Below are 22,420 nucleotides of genomic sequence, written 5' to 3'. Positions count from 1 at the left end.
CAATCAGTTCTTCGGGCGGCGGACGGAGTCGGCGGTCAGGGTCCAGCTCCGGGAGCCGACCGTCCGACGGTCGTCGTCCACGGCCGTGAGCGTGATCCGGAACCGGGTGCCGTCCGGCAGGGGCGCGGTCAGGTGGACGGACGCCTTGCCGGTGGCCCGGTCGTAGTGGGTGACGGGCCGGACGCCGAGCTGCTCGGCGGCGGCCTCGTCGTCGGCGCCGGACAGGACGTCCAGGGTGGCCCGGACGGACGACGGTCGCGCGTCGTCCGGCACGGTCACCGTGAGCGGGTCCACCGCGTCGGCGGTGTACGTCACCGTGGACGCGGTCGGCTCCGCGGAGCCCTCCGCCGCGATCGAGGCGCTCGGGTCGTCGGCGGTGAAGACGGGGCCCACCCAGTAGGTGGCGGAGCCGTGGGAGGCGGTGGGGAAGGCCGGGTCGGAGCCGTACTTGTAGAGCCCGTTGGGGTGGGCCGCGGTGTCGGCGGTGGCGGTCAGCGGATAGGACTGGTGGGCGGAGGCGAAGTAGCCGCCGTCCACCGCGTACCGGCCGTTCGGCGCATGGTACGAGGCGACGTACGCGGTGCCGGCGGTGACCTTGACGGGGGTGGCGAAGACCAGTGTCTGCCAGCCGGAGACCGTCTCGCCCGTGAAGGTGCCGGCGGCGAGCAGCGTGCCGTCGTCGGACCAGAGGCTGCCGGTGTGGGTGCCCGTGTTGCCGGCGCCCTTGTAGAAGGTGACGCCGGTGATCCAGCCGTCGGCCGACGAGGTGAACCGGGTGCCCAGCTCGACGGAGTTGGTGTCGGAGGTCATGTCGGTGATGGCCGGCGTCGCGGAGGGGCCCCACAGGGTGCAGGGGCAGGTGACCGGGGGCGGGGTGGAGCTGGTGGTGAACGACCAGGTCACCGGCTCCGTCATGGAGTTGCCCCAGACGTCGGAGGCCCGTACGGAGGCGGTGTAGGTGGTGTGCAGGGAGAGCTGGCTCGACGGGGTGAAGGTCACCTTGTCCGCGGCGGGCACGGTCACCGTCCCCGGGACCGCGGCGCCGCTCGGGTCCCGCACGGTGAACGTCAGGTCGTCGGGGTCGACGGACGCGCTGAGCACGGCCGACACCGAGGCGGTGATCGAGGTGTCGGTCGCCCCGGAGGTCGGGGAGGTGGAGGCGACGGTGGGCGGGACGGTGGTGGCCGTCGAGGTGTCCAGCACCACGTCGACCCAGTAGTTGCTGCCGTCGGACTGGGTGGACGGGAAGGCGCTGGCGGAGGTGTACCGGTAGACGCCGTTGCCGCCGTAGGTGCCCGATTTCGGGGCGGTCAGCGGCGCCAGGCCGGCGTCCTGGCCGGTGAAGTAGCCGGCGTCGTAGGAGTATCCGCCGTCGGGTGCGAAGTAGGAGGCGACATACGTGGTGTCGGCCTTGACGGTGACCGGGGTGGCGAAGTTGAGCTGCTGCCAGCCGGAGGCCGTCTCGCCCGTGAAGGTGCCGGTGGCCAGGCGGGTGCCGGAGGCGGTCCACAGGCTGCCGGTGTGGGTGCCGGTGTTGGCGGGCGACTTGTAGAAGCGGACGGCGGTGACCGAGCCGGCGGTGGTGGTGCGGAACTTCACGCCCAGCTCGACCGCGCTGCCGTCGCCCGCGTTGACGGTGCCGGGTACGGCCGAGGCCGGCCAGACGGTGCAGGGGCAGGTCTGGGGGCCGACGGTCACCGGGATGGTGGTGACGGTGCCGATGTTGACGCTGTCGTCGACGGCGCGGACCTTGAGGGTCGCGGGCCCCGGCGTGGTCGGGGTCCAGCTGTAGGTCCAGGACGTCAGTCCGGTGGCGGCCTGCCAGGTCTCCCCGTCGTCGGTGGAGACCTCCACGCGGGCCACCACACCGCCGCCGGAGTCGGTGGCGGTGCCCTTGACGGTGACCGGCTTCAGCGCCGGGACGGTGGCCCCGGCGACGGGGGCGGCCACGGTGACGGCCGGGCCGGTGGTGTCGGTGGAGGCCGTGGCGGTGACCAGGTCGCTCTGGAGGGTCAGCGGCTGGACGCCCATGTCGGCGAGGACGTTCACGGTCGCCTGCTGCATCCGGGCGTCCTCGGTCACCACCGTGTCCTCGGGGTGGTACGTGGGTACGTCGGTCAGCCCCCACGACCACTGCACGGTCCCGGCGCCGAACACCAGGGCCCCGGAGTCCTGGTCGCGGAACGCGACGAGGCTGTGGGTGGCCGTGCCGTTGCCGTACGTGTTGCCCCAGTCCAGACGGAGTTTGCCGTCGTCGATGTCCACGGTCGTCGACGACAGGTTGATCGCGCCGGCGGGGCGGGTGCTGTTGTCGATGTCGCTGTCCCACTCGTAGCCGAGGGTGCCGGTGGGGAAGGTGGCGGTCTGGCCGGCGGCGAGGTCCGCGACCGAGGTGCCGCGCCAGATGCGGTTCTTGCCGTACGAGCCGGGGACGGTGATGGCGTCGGCCCGGTAGCCGTTCACCGTGAACATGGAGCCGGTGAGGATGTTCGGCGGCTGGTACTCCTGGCCGTAGCGGGTGCTGGCCGGGTCCATCCAGGTGCCGGTCCAGGTGCCGCTGGGGTCGGCGATGCCGTTGTTCTGGGCCATCTTGGTCATCTTGTAGCAGACCAGGGTGCGGTTGTCGGTGCCGGTGCCGTCGATGCTCGGGGTGAGCCGGGTCTGCCAGAACACCTCGTTGCCGCTGAAGAAGCCCTGCTGGACACCGGCCTTGCGGGCGTCCAGGACGTTGGTGTACTGGCTCTGCGTCCAGTACTCGTCGTGGCCGGAGGACAGGTACACCCGGTGCTTCTTGAGCAGGGTGTCGCCGTTGACGGACACGTCCACGCCGGACAGGTAACTGACGTCGTAGCCGTTGCGTTCCAGCCACGCCAGCATCATGAACTCGGAGCCGTAGATGCCGTTGTCGCCGCCGATGTCCAGCGGCCGGTTGTAGCTGACCTCGTAGGCCCGCCCGTCGGGCGCGGGTCCGGCGCCGCCGTAGAGGTCCTGGCCGCCGTAGTCGTTGTACGCCTGCCAGGTCTGGTCGCTGGTCTGCACGACGATGTCGGAGGTGGAGCCGTCGTCGCGGACGACGAACGGGTACGGCATCAGGCCGTCGCCGTCGGTCTGCGCGAGGTTGGCGATGTACAGGCCGGAGACGGCGTCGTCGGGCACGGTCCAGGTCACGTTCACCGGCCAGTTGCCGCAGTCGACCAGGCCGGTGGCGCTCTTGGTGGTGCAGTCGGCGGGCTCGGTGGTGTAGTTGGCCGGGTGGACGGCCGACGCCTCGGCCTCGGTCGAGATCAGCCGGGCGCCGTCGCCGCCGTACCAGCCCAGGCGGTAGATCTGCACCTGGTACGGGACCGGCGACTGGATCTTGAACTGGACGGTGTCACCGGCCCGCACGCTCTCCTTGGTGGAGAAGCCCTTGATGTCGCCGTAGGCGTTGGGCGCGAACCACTCGGACTTCGGGGTGCCCGCCTTGGAGTTCTCGCACACGACCGGGTTCGAGTCCGTGCCGCACGGGTCGTCGGCCGCCTGCGCGGCCCCGGCCTGCGGGAGCACCGCCCAGATCAGTGCCGCCACGACGGCGAGGCGGACGCCCCGGACCCGTCTGCTCCATCTGTTCATGTGCACCTCTCAGCCGTGCCGCGTCAGCCGTCGAGCGCGTGGGCGAGCGCGTCCACGACACGTTGCTGCTGGTCGGGGGTGATCTGCGGGTAGAGCGGCAGGGACAGGATCCGGTCCGCCGCCCGCTCGGCGTTCGGGAAGTCGCCGCGGGCGTGGCCGAGGTGGCGGTAGGCCGGGGTGAGGTGGACCGGGGTGGGATAGTGCACCCCGGCGCCGATGCCCTCGGCGTTCAGCTTGCCGACGACGTCGTCGCGGTCGGCGCCGGTGATCTGCACGACGTAGAGGTGCCATACGTGGGTGTTGCCGGGTTCCGTCACGGGGAGGACGACCCGGCCGGCCGCCGCGAGGCCGGCGAGGAGGGTGCCGTAGCGGGCGGCGGCGGTGCGGCGGGCCGTGTTGCCGTCGGCGAGGCGGGCCAGTTTGGCGCGCAGGACGACGGCCTGGAGACCGTCGAGGCGGCTGTTGAAGCCGGGGACGTCGTGGCGGTACTTGGCGACGCCGCCGTGGTTGGCGAGGGCGCGCACCAGGCCGGCGGTCTCCGCGTCGTCGGTGAGGACGGCGCCCGCGTCGCCGTAGGCGCCCAGGTTCTTGCCCGGGTAGAAGCTGGTGGCGGCGATGTGGCCGCTGCCCGGGGTGCGGCCGTCGCGGGCCGCGCCCTGGCACTGCGCGGCGTCCTCGACGATCCGGACGTGCGCGGGCAGCCGGTCCGCCAGCGCGGTGACGTCGGCCAGCTGCCCGTACAGGTGGACGGGGACGACCGCGCGGGTGGCCGGGCCGACCGCCGCGAGCGCCGCCTCGGGGTCGAGGAGGTGACTGTCGGGCAGGCAGTCCGCGAGGACCGGGCGGGCTCCGGCGCGGGCCACCGCGCCGGCCGTGGCGATGAAGGTGTTGGCGGGCACCACGACCTCGTCGCCCGGGCCCACGCCGACGGCGCGCAGGGCCAGTTCGAGGGCGTCGGTGCCGTTGGCGACGCCCACGCAGTGCGCGACGCCGCCGAAGCCGGCGTACTCGCGCTCGAAGAGGCGGACCTCCTCGCCGCCGACGAACGCGGTGTGCGCGAGGACGCGGTCGAATCCGGCCCGTACCTCGTCGGCGACCTCCTCGTGGGCCGCCTTGAGGTCCACCAGCGGTATCCGGTTCATCTGACAGGTCCCCCCTGTGCGTGCTCGGTCGGTGTGTCGAGTGCGGCTTCGGCGAGCGCGGGCGCCGGCGCGGCGCGCAGCCGCCGGGCCGGGCTCCCCACCCAGACCTCGCCCGGCGGCACGTCACCGAGCACGCTGCTCCCCATGCCGATCAGCGACCAGGCGCCGACCGTCGTGCCTTCCCTGACCAGGGCGCCGGATCCCGCGTAGGCGCCCCTCGCCAGGCGTGCGCCGCCGCCGAGCCGCACGCCGGAGGCGAGCGTGGCGAAGTCCTCGACCACGTCGTCGTGGGTGAGGACCACCTGCGGCATCACCGCGACGTGCGCGCCCACCCGTACCGCGGCGGTCAGCGCGCAGTGCGCGAGCAGGACCGAGCCCGGCCCGACCGTCGACGTGGCGGAGACCGCCGCCGTCGGATGGACGACGGTGGCGTAGCGCTCCTCGGGCAGGCCGAGACGGCGGACCAGGCGGGCGCGGGCCGCGTAGTCGCGGGGGTTGCCCACGCAGATCACCACCCGGGCCTCGGGCAGGCCGTGGACGAGGTCGCAGCCGCCGAGGACGGGCACGCCGTCCGTCTCGGTGCCGTGCAGGGCCGGGTCGTCGTCGAGGTGTCCGAGCAGTTCGAACGCGCCCGCGGCCAGCACCGCCTGGGCGGTCTCCCGGGCGAATCCCCCGGCGCCGACGATCACCAGTGGGGTGGTCATGCCGGCGCCCGTTCGCGCAGTACCGCCACGACCCGGTCCTGCTGGGCCTGGGTCATGGTGTGGAACAGCGGCAGGATCAGCGAGTCGCGGCTGATCCGTTCGGTGACCGGCAGGGGGGCGGCCGGGTGGCCGGCGTAGGCGGGTTCGAGGTGGGCGGCCATGATGCCGCGCCGGGCGGAGACGCCGGCGTCGGCGAGCGCGCCGAGCAGGCCGTCCCGGCCGCCGGGGAAGTCCTCGTCGAGGAGCACCCAGTAGGACTGGAAGTTGCCCTGTCCGTGCCCGGGGTCGCGTACGGGGGTCAGGCCGGGGACGTCGCGCAGCAACTGGTCGTAGCGGGCGGCCAGTTCGCGGCGGCGGGCGATCATGGTGTCGAGCCGGCCGAGCTGGACGAGGCCGACCGCGGCCTGGATGTCGGTCATCCGGTAGTTGAAGCCGACCTCCAGGTAGCTCTCCAGTACGGGCCGGCCGCTCGCGTGGCGTTCGGCCGCCGAGGCGTTCATGCCGTGCTCGCGCAGCCGGCGCAGCCGGGCCGCCCACTCGGCGTCGTCGGTGGTGACCATGCCGCCCTCGCCGGTGGTGACCAGCTTGCGGGGGTGGAAGGACCAGGCGGCGAGCAGCGCGCCGTGGCCGACGGGTTTGCCGCCGACGGTGGAGCCGATGGCGCAGGCCGCGTCCTCCACCAGGGGCAGGTCCCAGTCGGCGCAGGCGGCGCGCAGGGCGGGTACGTCGGCCGGTACGCCGCCCTGGTGGACCGCGAGGACCGCCTTCGTACGGGGGGTGCGGACCGCGTCCACGGTGGCCGGGGTGAGGTTGCCGGTGGTGAGGTCGACGTCGGCGAACACGGGCTGAGCGCCTGTGTACCGCACGGCGTTGGCGGTGGCGATGAAGGACAGCGAGGGCACCACCACCTCGTCGCCCGGTCCGATGCCGAGGACGACGAGGGACAGGTGCAGGGCGGTGGTGCAGGAGCTGACCGCGACGGCGTGCTCGGCGCCCACCCGCTCGGCGAAGGCCCGCTCGAAGGCCGCGACCCTGGGTCCCTGGGCGACCCACCCGGACAGGACGGCCTCGGAGGCGGCCCGGGCCTCCTCCTCGCCGAGCCAGGGGATCATCACCGGGATGCGGTCGGTGCCGCTCACTGGGCCGCCTCCCGCTCGGCGCGCCACCACTGGACCAGGTCCTTCAGGCCGGTGCGGAGGTCGATCCCGGCGGTGAACCCGAGCCGTTCGGCGGCCCGCGAGGTGTCCGCGAGGCGCCGCTCCACGCCGTTCACCGAGCGGGCGGGCCCGTGCACCGGAACGAGGCCCTGGGCGCCCATCGCCTCCAGCAGGCCCTCGGCCAGCGCCTTGAGGGAGGTCTCGGTGCCGCTGGCGATGTTGAACACCTCGTCGGTGACGTCCGACTCGGCGGCCAGCACGTTGGCCCTGGCGATGTCGCGGACGTCGACGAAGTCCATGGTCTGGGTGCCGTCGCCGAGGATCAGCGGCGGCTCGCCCGCCGCGATCCGTTCCATCCAGCGGATGAGGACCTCGGTGTAGAGGCCGTGGATGTCCATCCGGGGGCCGTAGACGTTGAAGTAGCGCAGCGCGACGTAGTCCAGGCCGTACATGGCGTGGAAGCTGCGCAGCATGCCCTCGTTGAAGGCCTTGGCGGCGCCGTAGAAGGTGTCGTTGTTGTAGGGGTGGTGGCGTTCGGTGGTGGGGAAGGTCTCGGCCATACCGTAGACGGAGGCCGAGGAAGAGGCGACGACCTTGGAGACGCCGGCCTCGGCCGCCGCCTCCAGGACGTTGAAGGTGCCGTCGACCAGGACCTCGTTGGCCAGCCGGGGTTCTTCCGCGCACTGGGTGATGCGGATGGCGGCGAGGTGGAACACCAGGTCGGCGCCCTCGGTGGCCTTGCGTACGGTGGTGGCGTCCCGGACGTCGCCCTCGACGATCTCCACGGCGCCGCTGGTCAGGGCCGTGGCGAGATTGGCCCGCCGGCCCCGGACGAAGTTGTCCAGGACCACGATCTCGCGGGCGCCGCCCTCCGCCAGGAGGTCGACGAGGTGCGAGCCGATGGTGCCCGCTCCCCCGGTGACCAGGATCTTCTTGCCGCGTACGGTGCTCAACTGCGGTGCCCTCTCAGTGTGGTGGAACGGCCGGTCAGCGTCCGGCGCGCAGGCCGACGACGGCGCCCTTGAACTCCAGGCTCCGGGACGCCGCCTCCAGGATGTCCAGTACCCGCAGGCCCGCCCGGCCGTCGGTCAGCGGCGCCCGGCGGTCGCGGATCGCGTCGGCGAACTCGTCGACCATGGAGCGCAGCGCCTCCTTCTCGGTGAGGGCGGGCGCGATCATGTCCCCGGAGCGGTAGGAGACGAGCATGTCGCGCCGCTCGTCCGCGCCGATCTCCTGGGGCGAGGCGAGGTCGACGCCCCGGTCGTAGATGGCCACCCGCTGGAGGGGGTTGAGGTCGTCCCACAGGAGGGTGCGTTTGGCGCCGCCCACCATGGTGGTGCGGACCTTGGTGGGCGAGAGCCAGTTGACGTGCACGTGGGCGATGGCCCCGGTGTTGAGCTGGAGCGTCAGGTAGGCGACGCAGGCCTGTCCGGCACCGATCGGGTCGGCGCCGTGGGCGGCGACGGCGACCGGCTCGACGTTGTCGGGCAGGATGAAGTCGAGGATCGACAGGTCGTGCGGGGCGAGGTCCCACAGGACGTCGATGTCCTTCTGGACGAGGCCGAGGTTGATGCGGACCGAGTCGACGAAGTGGATCTCGCCGAGTTCGCCGGATTGGACCGCCTCCCGGATGCGGCCCACGGCGGGCGTGTAGCAGTAGGTGTGGTCGCACATCAGGGCCAGGCCGCGTTCCTCGGCCTCGGCCACCAGGCGCGTCCCGTCGGCGTAGGTCGCGGCGAGGGGCTTCTCCACGAGGACGTGCTTGCCGGCGCGCAGGGCGGCCAGGGCGATGTCGAGGTGGGTGCCGGCGGGCGTGGCGACGGCCACGGCGGCCACCTCGGGGTCGGCGAGGACGGCCGCGTAGTCCGCGGTGGCCTCGACGGTCGAGTAGCCGCCGAGGACGCGCCGGGCGCGCTCCACGTCGAGGTCGCACAGCCAGCGCAGCCGGAAGCGGTCGCTGGCCTGGAAGTTGCGTACGAGGTTGGGTCCCCAGTAGCCGGCGCCGACGACGGCGACCCCCAGCGGCTGCCGTGGCACGGCTGTCTTCTTTCCTCGGTCCATCAGCAGACCCCCCGGTCCGTCGGTAGTGCCCGGTCCATCCGTGGTTCCCGGTCCGTCCGCGGACGCGGGCCGGTCCACGGGCTCTGTTCCGTCCTTCCGTCCGCGGGCATCGATCCGTCCGCGGGCCCCCGTTCATCAGCAGGCCCTCGTCCTCTCCCGGGCCCCTCGTCCATCAGTAGGCCCCCGTCCCCCGCACCACCGCGGACCCGGTCCGCAGCAGGATCGACAGGTCGAGGCTCATCGACCAGTTGTCCACGTAGCCGAGGTCGAGCCGGACGGCCTCCTCCCAGGGCAGGTCGGAACGGCCGCTGACCTGCCACAGTCCGGTGAGGCCCGGTTTGACGAGCAGCCTGCGTTTGATGTCCGGCGAGTACTCCTCGACCTCTTCCGGCAGCGAGGGCCGGGGGCCGACCAGCGACATGTGACCCCGTACGACGTTGAGCAGTTGCGGGAGTTCGTCGAGGGAGCTGCGGCGCAGGAACGAGCCGACGCGGGTGACGCGCGGGTCCCGCTTCACCTTGAACAGCAGCCCGTCGCTGTTCTGGTTGAGATGGCGCAGCTCCGCCCGCAGGGCCTCCGAATCCGGCCGCATGGTGCGGAACTTGAGCATCGTGAAGTGGTCGCCGTAGCGGCCCACGCGCTGCTGGCGGAAGAACGCCGGCCCGGGACTGTCCAGACGGACCACGAGGGCGACGGCCAGCATGGGCAGCGCCAGCAGCAGCAGGAGCACGGCGGCGAGGGAACGGTCCAGCAGTTCCTTGGGCAGCCGGGCGGCCCGCGAGAGGTTGGGCGCCTGGATCCGCACCAGCGGTACTCCGCCCATGGGACGGACCGCCAGCCGTGCCGCCGAGATGTCGGAGATCATGGGGGCCAGCAGGAAGTCGACACCCCGCGCGGCCGCCGTCCAGGACATCCGGCGCAGTACGGAGGCGTGCAGACCGGGCGTGGGGAGCACCACCACGGTGCCGATGCCCAGGGCGCCGACCGCGTCGTTCATGTCGTCGACACCGCCGAGCACGGGCAGTCCCGTTCTGCGGATCTCCGTGGCGTTCTCCGGGTCGCTCAGGCAGACCCCGGCGACCCGCAGCTCCTGGACGCCCCCGCGCCGCAGCACGGTGACCAGCTCCAGGATGTCGCGCGCCGGCCCGACCAGCAGGGCCTGGCGGCGGCCCCGGTCCCGTGCCCAGCGCCGGTGCAGCCGGCGGCGCAGCGCGTACCGGGCGGCCGTTCCGAGCACGGCGACCGGCACGGCGGACATGATCATGTCATGAAGAAGGTCCGCATCGCGGGTGAACAGCCAGTAGACGGCCGCGGACAGGGCCGGGAGCGCCACGGCGCCGCGCAACACCCGCCGGTACTCCTCGGTACCCAGCCCCAGGGCACTGCGGTCGTAGGAACGGTGAGCGAGCATGATCGCGATCCAGGCCGGCGGCAGCACCAGGGCCACCGCCCACCGGCCGTACGCTCCGTGGACCGACAACGCCGCGACGACGGCCGCCAGCGCGTCCGCGATCAGCAGGACCGTCCGGTACTTCCGGTCCCAGGGTCTTCGGCGAGCCCGCGGACGCCCACGTTCCACATCCACCGGCTCGTGCGTGACCTCAATGGTCATGGCCCCCCACCACCACACGCGCAACTGTCCCCGACCGCGCACACACGGGTTGTACGGTCACTGGTCCGCAGCCAGGGCTGAATCGGCGCCGACGTGTCTCCTCACACGGCGGCACCGGACGTTCGAAAAGCCGTCAGCGGTTCCCCAACCGCTTCATAGCGCCTGCTCGTTGGTCACTGCTCTGCCACCGGACCGGAGTTCATGGTCGTGCCCGCCATGCCCTCAGCGACACGTTCCCCTCCCTCATCACCGACCCGGCGGACGTCAATCTAGACCATGGAACACAGCCACGGGAACAGTTGGACGAAACATGCCTCACAAGGGTGACACCGACGGCATACTGCCCAGGTGACGAGCATCGTGATCCCGGCACACAACGAGGCGCGTGTGATCGGCCGGCTCCTCGATTCACTGCTGGCCGACTCTGCCCGGAGCGCCGCCGACAACTCCGCCGACAACTCCACCGAGGACTCCGCCGAGGGCTTCACCGACGACGAGACCGACATCGTGGTGGTGTGCAACGGCTGCACCGACGACACCGCGCGGATCGCCGCCCGACGCGGCCCCCGCGTCCGGGTCGTGGAGATCCCCGTCCCCTCCAAACACGCCGCCCTGCGTGCCGGCGACGACCACGCCCTCGGCTTCCCCCGGGTCTACGTGGACGCCGACGTCGTGATCACGCGCGCCGGGGTGCGGGCCCTGACCGAGCCCCTGGCCGACGACGGGTCCGGCGTCCTGGCCACCGCTCCCGAGCGGCGGATCCCGCTGGCCTCCTGCGCCTGGCCGGTACGGGCCTACTACCGGGTGTGGCAACGTCTGCCGGCCGTGCGCGAGGGGCTGTTCGGCCGGGGTGTCATCGCGGTCTCCGAGGCCGGGCACGCCCGCGTCGCCGCACTGCCCCCGCTGATGGCGGACGACCTGGCGGCGTCCCTGGCGTTCACTCCCCGCGAGCGGCTGGTGGTCGACGCGGCCGAGGTGGTGGTCCAACCGCCGCGCACCTGGGCGGACTTGATGAAACGGCGGGTGCGGGCGGCGGTGTCCACCGCCCAGGTCGAGCAGGGGCGGGGGCCGCGGGACGCCTCGGCGCGCACCGGTGTCTCCGATCTGCGGGCCCTCGTCCGGGCGGAGCCGAAGCTCCTCGTGAACGTCGCCGTCTTCGTCGCGGCGGCCGTCGTCGCCCGCCGCAGGGCCCGGAAGGCCATCCGGGCCCAGGACTTCGGCACCTGGCTGCGGGACGACAGCAGCCGGCAGGACTGAGCCCACCGCACCGGGAGTCACGCACATGTACCTCACCGACCGTTCCGCCCCGCCGGCGGACACCGGGCCGGGCCGAAGACGCGGCCCCCGGCCCCGGGTCGCGCCGGTCGTCCTCGTCCTCGGCACGGTCAGCCTGATCACCGACGTCTCCTCGGAGATGGTCACCGCCGTCCTCCCGCTCTACCTGGTCACCACGCTCGGCTTCAGCCCCCTGGCGTTCGGCACCCTCGACGGCGTCTACAACGGCGTCAGCGCGCTGGTCCAGCTCACCGGCGGCCACCTCGCCGACCGCATACGGAACCACAAACTCCTCGCGGGCCTCGGATACGGGCTGTCCGCGCTGTGCAAGCCGCTGCTCCTGCTCGCCGGCAGCATCGGCACGCTCGGCACGGTGCTGGCGCTGGAGCGCACCGGCAAGGGCCTGCGCACCGCGCCGCGCGACGCGATGATCTCCCTGTCCACGCCGGTCGCGCACCAGGGCCGGGCGTTCGGTGTGCACCGGGCGATGGACACCACCGGCGCGATGCTCGGCCCGCTGGCCGCGTTCCTCATCCTGAGCGCGGCGGCCGACGGCTACGACGCCGTGTTCGGGGTGAGCGCGTGCGTGGCCGTGCTCGGGGTGCTCGTACTGGTGCTGTTCGTGCCCGGGCGAGGTGCGGGTACGGGGGCCGGTGCTGAGGGGGCGACACGGGGGACCAGCGGGGCCGGTGAGGCGTCCGGGACCAGCGCTCCCGAGGGGGCAGGCGCGGCCGCAGGCCCGAACGCGCCGGCCGTCGGCGCCACCCGGCCCCCCGTCCGGGTCCGCGAGGCACTGGCGCTGCTGCGCCTGCCGCGCCTCCGGGCCCTCGCCGGCTGTGCCGCGCTGCTCGGCCTGACCACCGTCAGCGACGCGTTCGTCTACCTCCTCCTGCAACGGCGCGCGGGCGTCGGCGAGGAGTGGTTCACCCTGCTGCCGCTGGGCACCGCCGTGGTGTTCCTGCTGCTCGCCGTGCCCATGGGCGCGCTGGCCGACCGGATCGGCCGCCACCGCGTGTTCCTCGCCGGGCACCTGGGCCTGCTCACCGCCTACGCCCTGCTGCTGTGGGCCCCGGACACCGGGCTGCTCGTCCCGCTCGTCCTCTCCCTGCACGGCGCGTTCTACGCGGCCACCGACGGGGTGCTTCCGGCCGCGCTGGCCGGGATCGTGCCCGAGCGCCTGCGCGCCAGCGGCCTCGCCATCGTCGGCACCAGCCAGGCCCTGGCCCGGTTCTGCTGCTCGCTCGGCTTCGGCGCCGCCTGGACGGCGTGGGGCGACGGTCCGGCGCTGGCCGGCTCGGCGGCAGGCCTGCTGTGCTGCGCGGCCGTCACCGGCCTGGTACTGCGGCCCGCCCGCCGGCTCCGATGACCACCACCGCGACACCCGAGACGCGAGAAGGACACCGACACCGATGACATCCCTGCGCCGCCGCCTGTTCGTACTCGTCGCGGCGGTCCTGGTGCTCGCGGGCACGGCGACCGGCATGGTGCTGCGCGCCGCCGACCGCGCGGACCGCGCGGGCCAGCCGCGGTCGGGCGACCCCGCCGTGCGCGCCGGCACGGTGACCCTCGGGCAGAAGGACCGGCTGGCGTTCGTCAACCAGACCGCCGGCCCGCACCGCGCGGCGGTCGCCTCGGTGCCGTCCGCGGCCCCCGGGGGCGAGCGGACCGCCTCGGACCTGGAGTGCGTGCGCTTCTACGCGGCGGCCGGCACCGGCGTCTGCCTCCAGTCGGATCCCGGTGTGCTCAAGCAGAGCAACCGCGCCCTGCTGCTCGACTCGCGGCTGCGCACCCAGCGGACGTTCGCGCTGGCGGGCACGCCCAGCCGGGCCCGGGTGTCGCCCAGCGGCCGCTTCGCCGCCTGGACCGTCTTCGTCTCCGGCGAGTCCTACGCGTCCACGTTCTTCTCCACCCGGACCTCGGTCCTGGACACCCGTACCGGGCGGCTGATCCCGAGCCTGGAGACGTTCGCCATCACGCTGGACGGCAAGGCGTACCGCGCCGCGGACGTCAACTTCTGGGGCGTCACCTTCGCGGCCGACGACGACACCTTCTACGCCACCCTCAACACCGCCGGCAAGACGTACCTCGTGCGCGGTTCGATCTCCGGACAGTCGGTCACCACCCTGACCGAGAACGTGGAGTGCCCCTCCCTCTCCCCCGACGGGACCCGGGTCGCCTTCAAGAAGCGGGTGCTGTCCCGTACCGACCTGTGGCGCGAGTACGTCCTCGATCTGCGCACCCTGCGCGAGACACCGCTCGCCGAACGCCACAGCGTCGACGACCAGGCCACCTGGCTGGACGACGAGACCCTCGCCTATGCCCTGCCCGCCGACGGCGAGGTCGGCGGCAGCGACCTGTGGAGCGTGCCGGCGGACGGTACGGGCAGCCCCCGGCGGCTGATCACCGGGGCCTCGTCCCCCGCCCCGCTGTAGACACCCGCCCAAGGGCCGTCAACCGCCCGCCCTGCGGCCGAGCAGCCACAGCAGGTACGGTCCGCCGACCAGTGCGGTCAGCGCGCCGACCGGGATCTCCAGGGGCGGCACCAGCATCCGGGCGGCCAGGTCGGCGACGACCAGGACGACCGCTCCGGACAGCGCGCTCGTGAGCAGCGGGAGGTACGGGAGGTACGGGGTGCGCACGAGCCGGCGGGCGAGCTGGGGGGGGCGGTGAGGACCACGAAGGCGATCGGGCCCGCCGCACCGGTCGCCGTGGCCGCGAGGGCGGCCCCGAGCACCGTCAGGCCGAGCCGTACGCTCCACCCGTACGCCGAGCGCGGCGGCGCTGTCCTGGCGCAGGCCCATCGGGCGGACAGGGGCAGCAGCGCACGGTGCGGGGCGTTGCGGGTGAGGCGTCGGACGAGGTGGGGAACGGCCAGGCCCACGAAGGCGACCGGGCCCGCCGCGGCCACCGCGGCGGCGGTCAGCAGGGCCGCCCCGAGTGCGGCGGTCCCCCGTACCAGACGCACCCGGTGCCCCAGGGCCCGCGCGGTCTCGTCGCCCAGGGCCAGCGCGTCCAGCCCCCGCGCACAGCAGCACCCGTACCAGTCCCGCCGCCAGGAACGGCAGCATCCGTACGACGCTGTCGGCGTCGCGCCCGCTGAGGGCGCCCACCTGGCCAGTTTCACCGGCGACGCCCGGCCCCGGCCGCGCGCCGCGATGGCGTACACCAGGCACGCGGGGGCGACCGCACCGGCGAAGGCGTACCAGACGTAGCCGGCGAAGCCGTGTGCGAGACCGAGGGAGACGGCGATGACGACACCGGCCGCACCGGCCGTCAGTCCCGCTTCGGTGCGGGGCAGCCGCAGTGACCGTACGCCGAGGGCGTCGGGTGACGTCGTGTCGCGCAGCAGGGCGTCGAGCACCGCGGCCGGCGGCACGGCGCGGGTGCCGACGGCGAGGCTGAGGACGGCCGCGGCGGCCGGTCCGGCGTTGAGGTACCAGGGGTCGCCGTCCACCTTGACGGTGCGTCCGGACCGGACCCGGCCAGGACCGTGGCGGCGTCCGTCTCACCTTATGCGTGTCAGGTCGGGCGACGGCACCGCGGTGGGGTGCTCCCGGGTGAGCCGCCCGCCCTCCACGTCGAGGTCGGGCAGGAGCCGCTCCAGCCGGCGCGGCAGCCGCCACGCCCGGTCGCCCAGCAGGGCGAGCACCGCGGGCACGACGGCCATGCGGACGACGAAGGCGTCGAAGAGGATCGCGACGGCGAGGCCGAAGCCGATCACCTTGATCATGGACTCGGCCGAGCCGATGAAGCCCGAGAACACCGCGGTCATGATCAGCGCGGCGGCGACGACCACCCGGGAGCTGGAGCGGAAGCCGGACACGACGGCCTGGCCGGGCCGCTCCCCGTGGACGTACGCCTCGCGGATCCGGGAGACCAGGAACACCTCGTAGTCCATGGCCAGTCCGAAGACGATGCCCACCAGGAAGATCGGCATCATGCTCATGATGGGACCGGTCTGTTCCAGGCCGATCAGTTCGGCGCCGTACCCGTGCTGGAAGACCATGACCACGGCGCCCAGCGCGGCCAGGACGGAGAGCAGATAGCCCAGTGCCGCCTTGAGCGGGACGAGGAGGGACCGGAAGACCAGCAGCAGGAGCACGACGGCCAGGCCCACCACGACGGTCAGGTAAGGCACCAGCGCCGACCGGCACTTCTCCGCGAAGTCGATGTTCACCGCGGTGCTGCCGGTGATCCGGTACGTGGCGCCCGCCCGCTCCGCCACGGCCGGGCGGTCGTCGCGGAGGGTCTTCACCAGGTCGATCGTGGCCGTGTCGGTGGGAGCGGTGGACGGGACGGCGGTGACGACGGCCGCGTCGCGGGCCTCGTTGAACCGGGCCGGGGAGACGGACACGATCCCGTCGGTGGCGGCGATCCTCCGGGAGATCGTCCGCACGGCGGCTTCGGGGTCGTCGGTGCCCTTGGTGTCCACCACGACGGAGAGCGGGCCGTTGAAGCCGGGGCCGAAGCCCTCGGCCAGGGCGTCGTAGGCGCGGCGTTCGGTGGTGGACGTGGGCTTGGCCTCGGCCCCGGGCATGCCCAGCCGCAGGCCGGCCGCCGGGACGGCCAGCGCGCCCAGGCCGACCACGCCCAGCAGCAGCACGGGAAGGGGGCGGCGCACCACGAGGCGGGCCCAGCGGCTGCCGCGGTCGTCCCCCGTGCCGCCGTGGTCGCGTTCGGTGCCCTTCGCTCCCTTCGCCTTCCTCCGTGTCCGGCGGGCGAGGACCGCGTCGGGCCAGAAGCCCAGCAGGGCCGGCACCAGGGTGAGGCAGATCAGGACGGCGACGACGACCGCCCCCGCGGCGGTGAGGCCCATCTTGGTGAGCATCGGGATGCCCGCCACGGTCAGCCCGGCGAGGGCGATGACCACGGTCAGACCGGCGAAGAGCACGGCCGATCCGGCGGTGCCGGTGGCGAGTGCGGCGGCCTCCCGCGGGGTGTGTCCCCTGCCGCGCTCCTCGCGGTAGCGGGAGACGACGAACAGCGCGTAGTCGATGCCGCAGGCCAGTCCGAGCATGGACGCGAGCGTGCCGGTGGTCGGCGAGAGGCCGAAGGTGGTGCCGAGGGCGGTGACGCCGGTCATGCCGATGCCGACACCGACGACCGCGGTGAGCAGCGGCAGTCCCGCCGCGGCCATGGAACCGAAGGTGACCAGCAGGACCACCGAGGCCACCAGGAGCCCGGCCGCCTCGGCCGACCGGCCCTCCGCGGGCCGGGTGGCCAGGGCGTCACCGCCGGTCTCGACGGTCAGGCCGGTGTCCTGGGCCCGGGCGACGGCCCGCTCCAGGTGTTCCCTGCTCGCCTCGGTCAGGTCCGCGGCCTCCGCCTCGAAGGTCACGGTGGAGTACGCGGTGGAGCCGTCCGCGCTGACGGCCCGGGCCCGGAACGGGTCGACGGCTCGGACCACTTGCGAGCCGTCGCCGGCTGCGTCGACCAGCTTCTCGATGGCCGCCTTGTGCCGCGCGGCGGTGACCTTCTCCCCGCCGGGTGCGACGAAGACGAGCCGGGCGCTCGCGCCGTGGGCGCCCGAGTCCGGGAAGCGCTCGTCCATCAGGTCGTACGCCCGCTGCGACTCCAGGCCCGGCAGGGCGAAACCGTCGTCGGGAGGGGCCGGTGCCTGGGCGGCGGCGAATCCGGTGCCGGCCAGGACGGCCAGCCACAGGAACGTGACGAGCCGGCGCCACCGGAAGGCCCAACGGCCGGTGCGGTACAGGAGAGTTGCCATGGCGGAAGGACACCTCCACATCAGCGGAACGGAGCACGGGACAGGACAGGGCAGGGCCCGGCGTCCGTCGTGGCGGACGCCGGGGCGGCGTGTCCTGGTGTGCTCTCCACGATCCCGTCCGGCGAGCGCCGCGACGAGGGAGCGCTCTCCCGGACCGGTGGTGCAGCGGCCTACACCACCGGGCAGGTCACCCGGCCGAGCGCGGGTCCTTCAGATACGTCAGGACCGCGAGCACCCTGCGGTGCCCGCCGTCGCTGGGCGGCAGGCCGAGCTTGAGGAAGACGTTGCCGATGTGCTTGCTCACCGAACGTTCCGTCACCACCAGGGTCTTGGCGATGGTGCCGTTGTCGTGTCCCTCCGCCATCAGCTCCAGCACCTCGCGTTCGCGCGGTGTCAGCGAGTCCAGCGGCGAGTCACGGCGGCGGGTCAGCAGCTCGGTGACGACCTCGGGGTCCAGGGCCGTGCCGCCGGCGGCGACCCGCTCCAGCGCGTCGAGGAACTCGTCGACGCGTGCGACGCGGTCCTTGAGCAGGTAGCCGACACCGCTGCCGCCGCCGCTCAGCAACTCGGCGGCGTAGGACTCCTCGACGTACTGGGAGAGCACCAGTACGGGCAGGTCCGGGAGGTGTTCGCGGGCGGCGAGTGCCGCGCGCAGTCCCTCGTCGCGGAAGGCGGGCGGCATGCGTACGTCGAGCACGGCGGCGTCCGGCCGGTGTTCCAGCAGGGCGGGCAGGATCTCCGGGCCGGTGGCGGCGACGGCGGCGACCTCGTGTCCGCAGGACGTGAGCAGGAGGACGAGCCCTTCGCGCAGCAGTGCGTTGTCTTCGGCGATCACCACACGCACGGCAGCTCCACGGCAACGACGGTCGGTCCTCCGGAAGGACTGCTCACCGTCACCGTACCGTCCAGCGCGGCCACCCGGCGGCGAATGCCGAGCAGTCCGGTGCCGCTGGTCTCGTCCGCGCCGCCCGCGCCTTCGTCCCGTACGGTCAGCCGCAGGCCGGTGCGCACGCGCGCCAGGCGGACGCGGGCGCGGGACGCGCCGCTGTGCCTGGCGGCGTTGGTCAGGGCCTCGGCCACGGCGAAGTACGCGGCCGCCTCCACCGCGGCGGGTGCGCGGGGGCCGTCGTCGGCCAGGCCCTCGATGTCGACGGACACGTCGAGTCCGCTGCCGGCCGCCAGGGCCCGGACCGCCCCGGCCAGGCCCCGGTCCGACAGGATCGGAGGGTGGATGGTGCGTACCACGTGGCGCAGTTCGGTCAAGGTCCGCTCTGCCTGGTCCCGCGCCTCGACGAGGAGTTCACGTGCCGTCACGGGGGCGCTGTCGTAGGCGCGCAGGGCGAGTCCCAGCCGCATGGACAGGGACACCAGGTGCGCCTGTGTGCCGTCGTGCAGATCGCGTTCGATGCGGCGCAGTTCCGCCGCGTGCGCGGCGACGGCACCCGCTCGGGTGTGGGTGAGTTCGTCGACCCGGGCCGCCAGTCGTGTCTGCGGGGAGGGCTTGAGCAGGGCCGTCGACCAGGCGGACTCCAGGTCCGCGAGCCGGCTGATCAGCGGCAGGACGACCGGGTGCCGTCGCAGCAGGCCGCACCAGACTCCGTCGACGACCAGGCCGAGCGGCCACAGCGGGAGGGCCAGCAGGCCCGTCCAGCCGTAGACGTAGAAGGCCGCCGCCCAGATCAGGTCGGAGCGGGTGCCGGGGTCGCGCAGCGCGGCGCGCAGGCGCTGCCGGAGCGGGCCGGTGATCGGCTGGTAGGCCTGGGCGACCTCGTCGCCCGTCCACAGGCCGGTCAGATACCGTTTCGCGCCGGCGAGACGGCGGATCAGGAGCACCGTCTCGGGGATCAGCCAGACGCCCGCGCCGATCAGCGTCCCGGCCACGGCGACGCAGAACACGCCGGTGAACAGGCACATGGTGAAGACCAGCGCCATCGACCTGCACAGGTGGACGGTGGCTCGCGCGGCCCGCACGATCGCTTTCCCCATGCCGCTCACCTTAGGCGGACGGGGCACATCGGGCGGGAGAGTCCGCTCCCCCGTGCGGGGTGCGGCCGGCTACACCTTCCGGTCGTCCCGCGTGGCGGTTCTGGCGCGGAGCGCCTCGTCCACGGACTCGTCCCGCCAGCGCCTGAGCAGGTCGTGGAAGGCGGCCGCGCCGTGCGGGTAGGCGGTCGGGCCGTTCGGCCGGCCGCGCCCCTCGGCGTTGTAGTAGCCGGGGGTGCACTCGGCGTGGAACCACGAGTGGTCGGGGGCGTCCTGGGCGCACACGGCGAGCCAGGCATCCTCGGCCTCACGGGACGGTTCGACGACGGCGCCCCTGGCCTCGGCCGCGGAGATCAACGCGGCGGCGTGGACGGCGTGTTCGTCCAGGACGTGGGTGTAGTTGACGCTGCTGGCGCTCTGCGTGCCGCCGAGCTGGATCAGGTTGGGGAACCCGTTGCTGGTGAAGCCGTGCAGGGTACGCGGGCCGTGGGCGCGCCAGGCGTCCTGGAGCCGGACGCCGCCGCGGCCGGTGACGGGCAGCCGGCCCGAGTGGACGCCGGAGACGCCGACGGAGAATCCGGTGGCGAAGATCAGGCAGTCCAGCTCGTACTCGGTGTCGCCGACGACCACACCGCGCTCGGTCATCCGCTCGATGCCGTGGGTGTCGGCGGTGTCGACGAGGGTGACGTTGTCCCGGTTGAACGCCTGGAGGTACAGGTCGGAGAAGGTCGGGCGCTTGCACGCGTACCGGTACCAGGGCTTGAGCTTCTCCGCCGTCTCCGGGTCGGTGACCGTCTCGTCGACCCGGGCGCGGATCTCGTTCATCTTGGCGGCGTCCACGGCCTCGTAGGCCGCTTCGAACACCTCCCGGTCGCCCTGGCGGCGGAAGCTCGGCACGAGCTTCTCCAGCAGGCCGGCCGACGACGTCCAGCGGTCCGCCACCAGGTCCCGGTCGGCCTGTTCGCCGGAGACGATCCTGAGGAAGTTGTCCCGGCGCTCGGTCGCCCAGCCCGGGCGGTCGGCGCCGACGTCCCGGGCGGTGGTGCGGCGGTTGGCGCGCACGTCCACGGTGGAGGGGGTGCGCTGGAAGACGTAGAGGTGTCCGGCGTCCTCGGCGAGCTTCGGGACGACCTGGACACCGGTGGCGCCGGTGCCGACCACGCCCACGCGCTTGTCCGCGAGGCCGGTGAGTCCGCCGTCCGGGGTGCCGCCGGTGTAGCCGTAGTCCCAGCGCGACGTGTGGAAGGTGTGGCCCCGGTACGTCTCGATGCCGGGGATGCCGGGCAGCTTCAGCTCGGAGAGGGTGCCGGTGGCCGTGACGACGTACGTGGCCCGGAACTCGTCGCCCCGGTCGGTGGTGACGACCCATGTCTCGGAGGTGTCGTCCCAGGTCAGTGAGGTGACGGCGGTGGAGAACAGCGCGTCGGCGTAGAGGTCGGACTTCTCGGCGATCCGCACCGCGTGCCGGCGGATCTCCTCACCGGGCGCGTACTTCCACTCGGGTACGTAGCCGGTCTCGTCGAGCATCGGCAGGTACACGTGCGCCTCGATGTCGCAGTGGATGCCGGGGTACCGGTTCCAGTACCAGGTCCCGCCGAAGTCACCGCCCTTCTCGATGACACGGACCCGTCGCACGCCCTTCTGGCGCAGTCGCGCACCGGCGAGGATGCCGCCGAAGCCGCCGCCGACGACCGCGACGTCCACCCGGTCCCGCACCGGCTCGCGCTCGGCGGGCTCCCCCGCGTACGGGTCGGCGGCGTAGTAACCGAACTCCGCGTCGGCGCCGAGGTACTGGCGTACGCCGTCGGGGCGCACACGCCGCTCCCGTTCGAGCCGGTACCGCTCCCGCAGTGCGGCGAGTGCCTCGCCGGAGAGGGCGGGTGACTGTTCCATGTGGGGGCCTCATTCCTTCCGGTTCGCTGCCGAAGAGTCGACCCACCCATGAACTGGGCACGGCGTCGCATGACTTGAGCAGCCATGCACTACCGTAACAACAACCGGACAGTGTTGTCCGGTGGGCTTGTGGCTGCTTCCGCATACTTTCGGACAGGAAGAGTGATTCGCATGCGACGGTTTCCGATCCGGTCTCTCGCCGGTCTCACCGCGGCCGGTGTACTGACCCTCACGGGCTGCGGTACGCAGACGAGCGGGGCCGCGGCGGACCCGGGCGGCGCCGGGACGGACCGCACCCTCCGCGCGCAGCAGGTCATGCGGCTGACGCAGACGCACCAGCAGACCGGGATGACCTTGCTGGAGGGCCCGGTCTTCGACGAGGACGGGAAGCTGCTCGTCGTCGACGTCACCGCGCCGGCCGGCGAGCCGAAGGTGCTGCGCGTCGACGTCCGGAAAAAGACCTCGGAGCCGGTGTACACCGACGACCACGGCGCCTACACCTCGGCCCAGTTCAGCCCGTACGACGGCCGGATCTACCTCACCGACTTCGCGCACGGCGACATCGTGAGCCTGGCGCCGGACGGCGGTGATCCGCGGACGTTCTTCTCCGGCGAGGTCGACGGCGCGCGGATGAACCCCGACGACCTCGCCTTCGACCAGGAGGGCAACCTGTACGTCAGCGACTCACGCGGCATGTCCGAGGGGGAGGCGAAGGGCCGCGTGGTGCGGATCGACCGCGCGGGGAAGGACGCCACCGTCCTCGCCGACGGCCTGGCCGCCCCGAACGGCATCTCCTTCGACGCGGACCACCGCGGGCTGTGGTTCAGCGAACTGACCCAGAACCGCATCTCGTACCTGCTCCTCGACGGCGAGGGCGCGGTGGCGTCGCGTCACACCGCCGTCCGGGTCGACGGCGGGGTCGCCCAGACCGACTCGATCGCGGTGGACGCGGACGGCAACCTCTACCAGGGGCTGCACGGCCGGCCGGCGATGGCGGTCTACAGCGAGAACGGCGACCGCCTGGCGACCGTGGAGGTGCCGGCCCGCGCCGCCGAAGGCCTGGAGTCGGCGACCAACGTCGCCATCGTCCCCGGCGGACGGAAGGCGTACATGACCGTCAGCGGGCCGGACGGCGGTTACCTGTACACCTTCGACGCGCTCGCGGAAGGCGTCCGGCAGTCCAACGGCGGCTGATGCCACCGCCCGCTCCCCGGCCGATCGCCCCGCCGCGCCGGGCCGTTGTCCGCCGTGCCGCG

Annotated in this window: 16 protein-coding genes and 1 pseudogene; 4 read left to right on the top strand and 13 right to left on the bottom strand. The window is 73.1% G+C overall.

The window, feature by feature from the left end; translation table 11 throughout:
• Positions 1-3 precede the first annotated feature (3 nt).
• The 7 genes from ACIQR3_RS19090 to ACIQR3_RS19060 all read right to left on the bottom strand — a co-directional run bounded on the left by ACIQR3_RS19090 (position 4) and on the right by ACIQR3_RS19060 (position 10,288).
• Positions 4-3,612: a DUF4082 domain-containing protein gene (locus ACIQR3_RS19090; RefSeq protein WP_403540208.1), complete on the bottom strand. Its 3,609-nt coding sequence runs from the start codon at positions 3,610-3,612 to the stop codon at positions 4-6.
• A 23-nt stretch (positions 3,613-3,635) separates the two neighbouring features.
• Positions 3,636-4,754 carry a DegT/DnrJ/EryC1/StrS family aminotransferase gene (locus ACIQR3_RS19085; protein WP_403540205.1) on the bottom strand — a complete coding sequence of 373 codons (1,119 nt, stop codon included), beginning with the start codon at positions 4,752-4,754 and terminating at the stop codon, positions 3,636-3,638.
• Positions 4,751-5,458, bottom strand: coding sequence for an acetyltransferase (locus ACIQR3_RS19080; RefSeq protein ID WP_403540203.1), 708 nt, complete (start codon positions 5,456-5,458; stop codon positions 4,751-4,753). The genes ACIQR3_RS19085 and ACIQR3_RS19080 overlap by 4 nt, the downstream gene beginning before the upstream one ends.
• A complete protein-coding gene (locus tag ACIQR3_RS19075) occupies positions 5,455-6,597 on the bottom strand; it encodes a DegT/DnrJ/EryC1/StrS family aminotransferase (protein WP_403540202.1) in 1,143 nt (380 codons plus the stop codon). The genes ACIQR3_RS19080 and ACIQR3_RS19075 overlap by 4 nt, the downstream gene beginning before the upstream one ends.
• The gene (locus ACIQR3_RS19070) at positions 6,594-7,568 is read right to left on the bottom strand and encodes an SDR family NAD(P)-dependent oxidoreductase (protein ID WP_403540199.1); all 975 of its coding nucleotides are present in this window, start codon (positions 7,566-7,568) and stop codon (positions 6,594-6,596) included. The genes ACIQR3_RS19075 and ACIQR3_RS19070 overlap by 4 nt, the downstream gene beginning before the upstream one ends.
• A gap of 34 nt (positions 7,569-7,602) precedes the next feature.
• Entirely contained in the window at positions 7,603-8,652 is a 1,050-nt protein-coding gene (locus tag ACIQR3_RS19065) for a Gfo/Idh/MocA family protein (RefSeq protein WP_403540196.1), read from the bottom strand.
• A gap of 196 nt (positions 8,653-8,848) precedes the next feature.
• Complete coding sequence (locus ACIQR3_RS19060) at positions 8,849-10,288, bottom strand: sugar transferase (protein ID WP_403540193.1); 1,440 nt, start codon at positions 10,286-10,288, stop codon at positions 8,849-8,851.
• Between the two features lie 348 nt (positions 10,289-10,636).
• Between ACIQR3_RS19060 and ACIQR3_RS19055 the strand changes: the two genes are divergently transcribed.
• Genes ACIQR3_RS19055 through ACIQR3_RS19045 form a run of 3 tightly spaced genes read left to right on the top strand, consistent with a single transcriptional unit; the run spans position 10,637 to position 13,995 of the window.
• Positions 10,637-11,545, top strand: a complete 909-nt coding sequence (locus ACIQR3_RS19055; RefSeq protein ID WP_403540191.1) for a glycosyltransferase — start codon at positions 10,637-10,639, stop codon at positions 11,543-11,545.
• Positions 11,546-11,570: 25 nt separating this feature from the next.
• A complete protein-coding gene (locus tag ACIQR3_RS19050; protein WP_403540189.1) occupies positions 11,571-12,929 on the top strand; it encodes an MFS transporter in 1,359 nt (452 codons plus the stop codon).
• Positions 12,930-12,972: 43 nt separating this feature from the next.
• The gene (locus tag ACIQR3_RS19045) at positions 12,973-13,995 is read left to right on the top strand and encodes a TolB family protein (RefSeq protein WP_403540186.1); all 1,023 of its coding nucleotides are present in this window, start codon (positions 12,973-12,975) and stop codon (positions 13,993-13,995) included.
• An 18-nt stretch (positions 13,996-14,013) separates the two neighbouring features.
• Here the strand turns inward: ACIQR3_RS19045 and ACIQR3_RS19040 are convergent, their stop codons facing one another.
• The 6 genes and pseudogenes from ACIQR3_RS19040 to ACIQR3_RS19015 all read right to left on the bottom strand — a co-directional run bounded on the left by ACIQR3_RS19040 (position 14,014) and on the right by ACIQR3_RS19015 (position 21,164).
• Positions 14,014-14,364 carry an iron chelate uptake ABC transporter family permease subunit gene (locus tag ACIQR3_RS19040; RefSeq protein ID WP_403540556.1) on the bottom strand — a complete coding sequence of 117 codons (351 nt, stop codon included), beginning with the start codon at positions 14,362-14,364 and terminating at the stop codon, positions 14,014-14,016.
• A 122-nt stretch (positions 14,365-14,486) separates the two neighbouring features.
• Positions 14,487-14,687: pseudogene (locus ACIQR3_RS19035) on the bottom strand (hypothetical protein); the annotation flags it as partial.
• A gap of 381 nt (positions 14,688-15,068) precedes the next feature.
• Positions 15,069-17,288, bottom strand: coding sequence for an MMPL family transporter (locus ACIQR3_RS19030; RefSeq protein ID WP_403540183.1), 2,220 nt, complete (start codon positions 17,286-17,288; stop codon positions 15,069-15,071).
• 187 nt (positions 17,289-17,475) lie between these two features.
• Positions 17,476-18,132, bottom strand: coding sequence for a LuxR C-terminal-related transcriptional regulator (locus ACIQR3_RS19025; RefSeq protein WP_403540181.1), 657 nt, complete (start codon positions 18,130-18,132; stop codon positions 17,476-17,478).
• Complete coding sequence (locus ACIQR3_RS19020) at positions 18,120-19,274, bottom strand: histidine kinase (RefSeq protein ID WP_403540178.1); 1,155 nt, start codon at positions 19,272-19,274, stop codon at positions 18,120-18,122. The genes ACIQR3_RS19025 and ACIQR3_RS19020 overlap by 13 nt, the downstream gene beginning before the upstream one ends.
• A gap of 69 nt (positions 19,275-19,343) precedes the next feature.
• The gene (locus tag ACIQR3_RS19015; RefSeq protein ID WP_403540176.1) at positions 19,344-21,164 is read right to left on the bottom strand and encodes a flavin-containing monooxygenase; all 1,821 of its coding nucleotides are present in this window, start codon (positions 21,162-21,164) and stop codon (positions 19,344-19,346) included.
• Positions 21,165-21,335: 171 nt separating this feature from the next.
• On the opposite strand from ACIQR3_RS19015, the gene ACIQR3_RS19010 reads away from it, so the two are divergent.
• Entirely contained in the window at positions 21,336-22,358 is a 1,023-nt protein-coding gene (locus ACIQR3_RS19010) for an SMP-30/gluconolactonase/LRE family protein (RefSeq protein ID WP_403540173.1), read from the top strand.
• Positions 22,359-22,420: the final 62 nt, after the last annotated feature.

The organism is Streptomyces sp. NPDC090994, from assembly GCF_044768905.1.
In the GTDB taxonomy this organism is placed as follows: Bacteria; Actinomycetota; Actinomycetes; order Streptomycetales; family Streptomycetaceae; genus Streptomyces.
The sequence above is the reverse complement of the archived record's forward strand: the minus strand, read 5'-3'. Positions and strand labels throughout refer to the sequence as shown.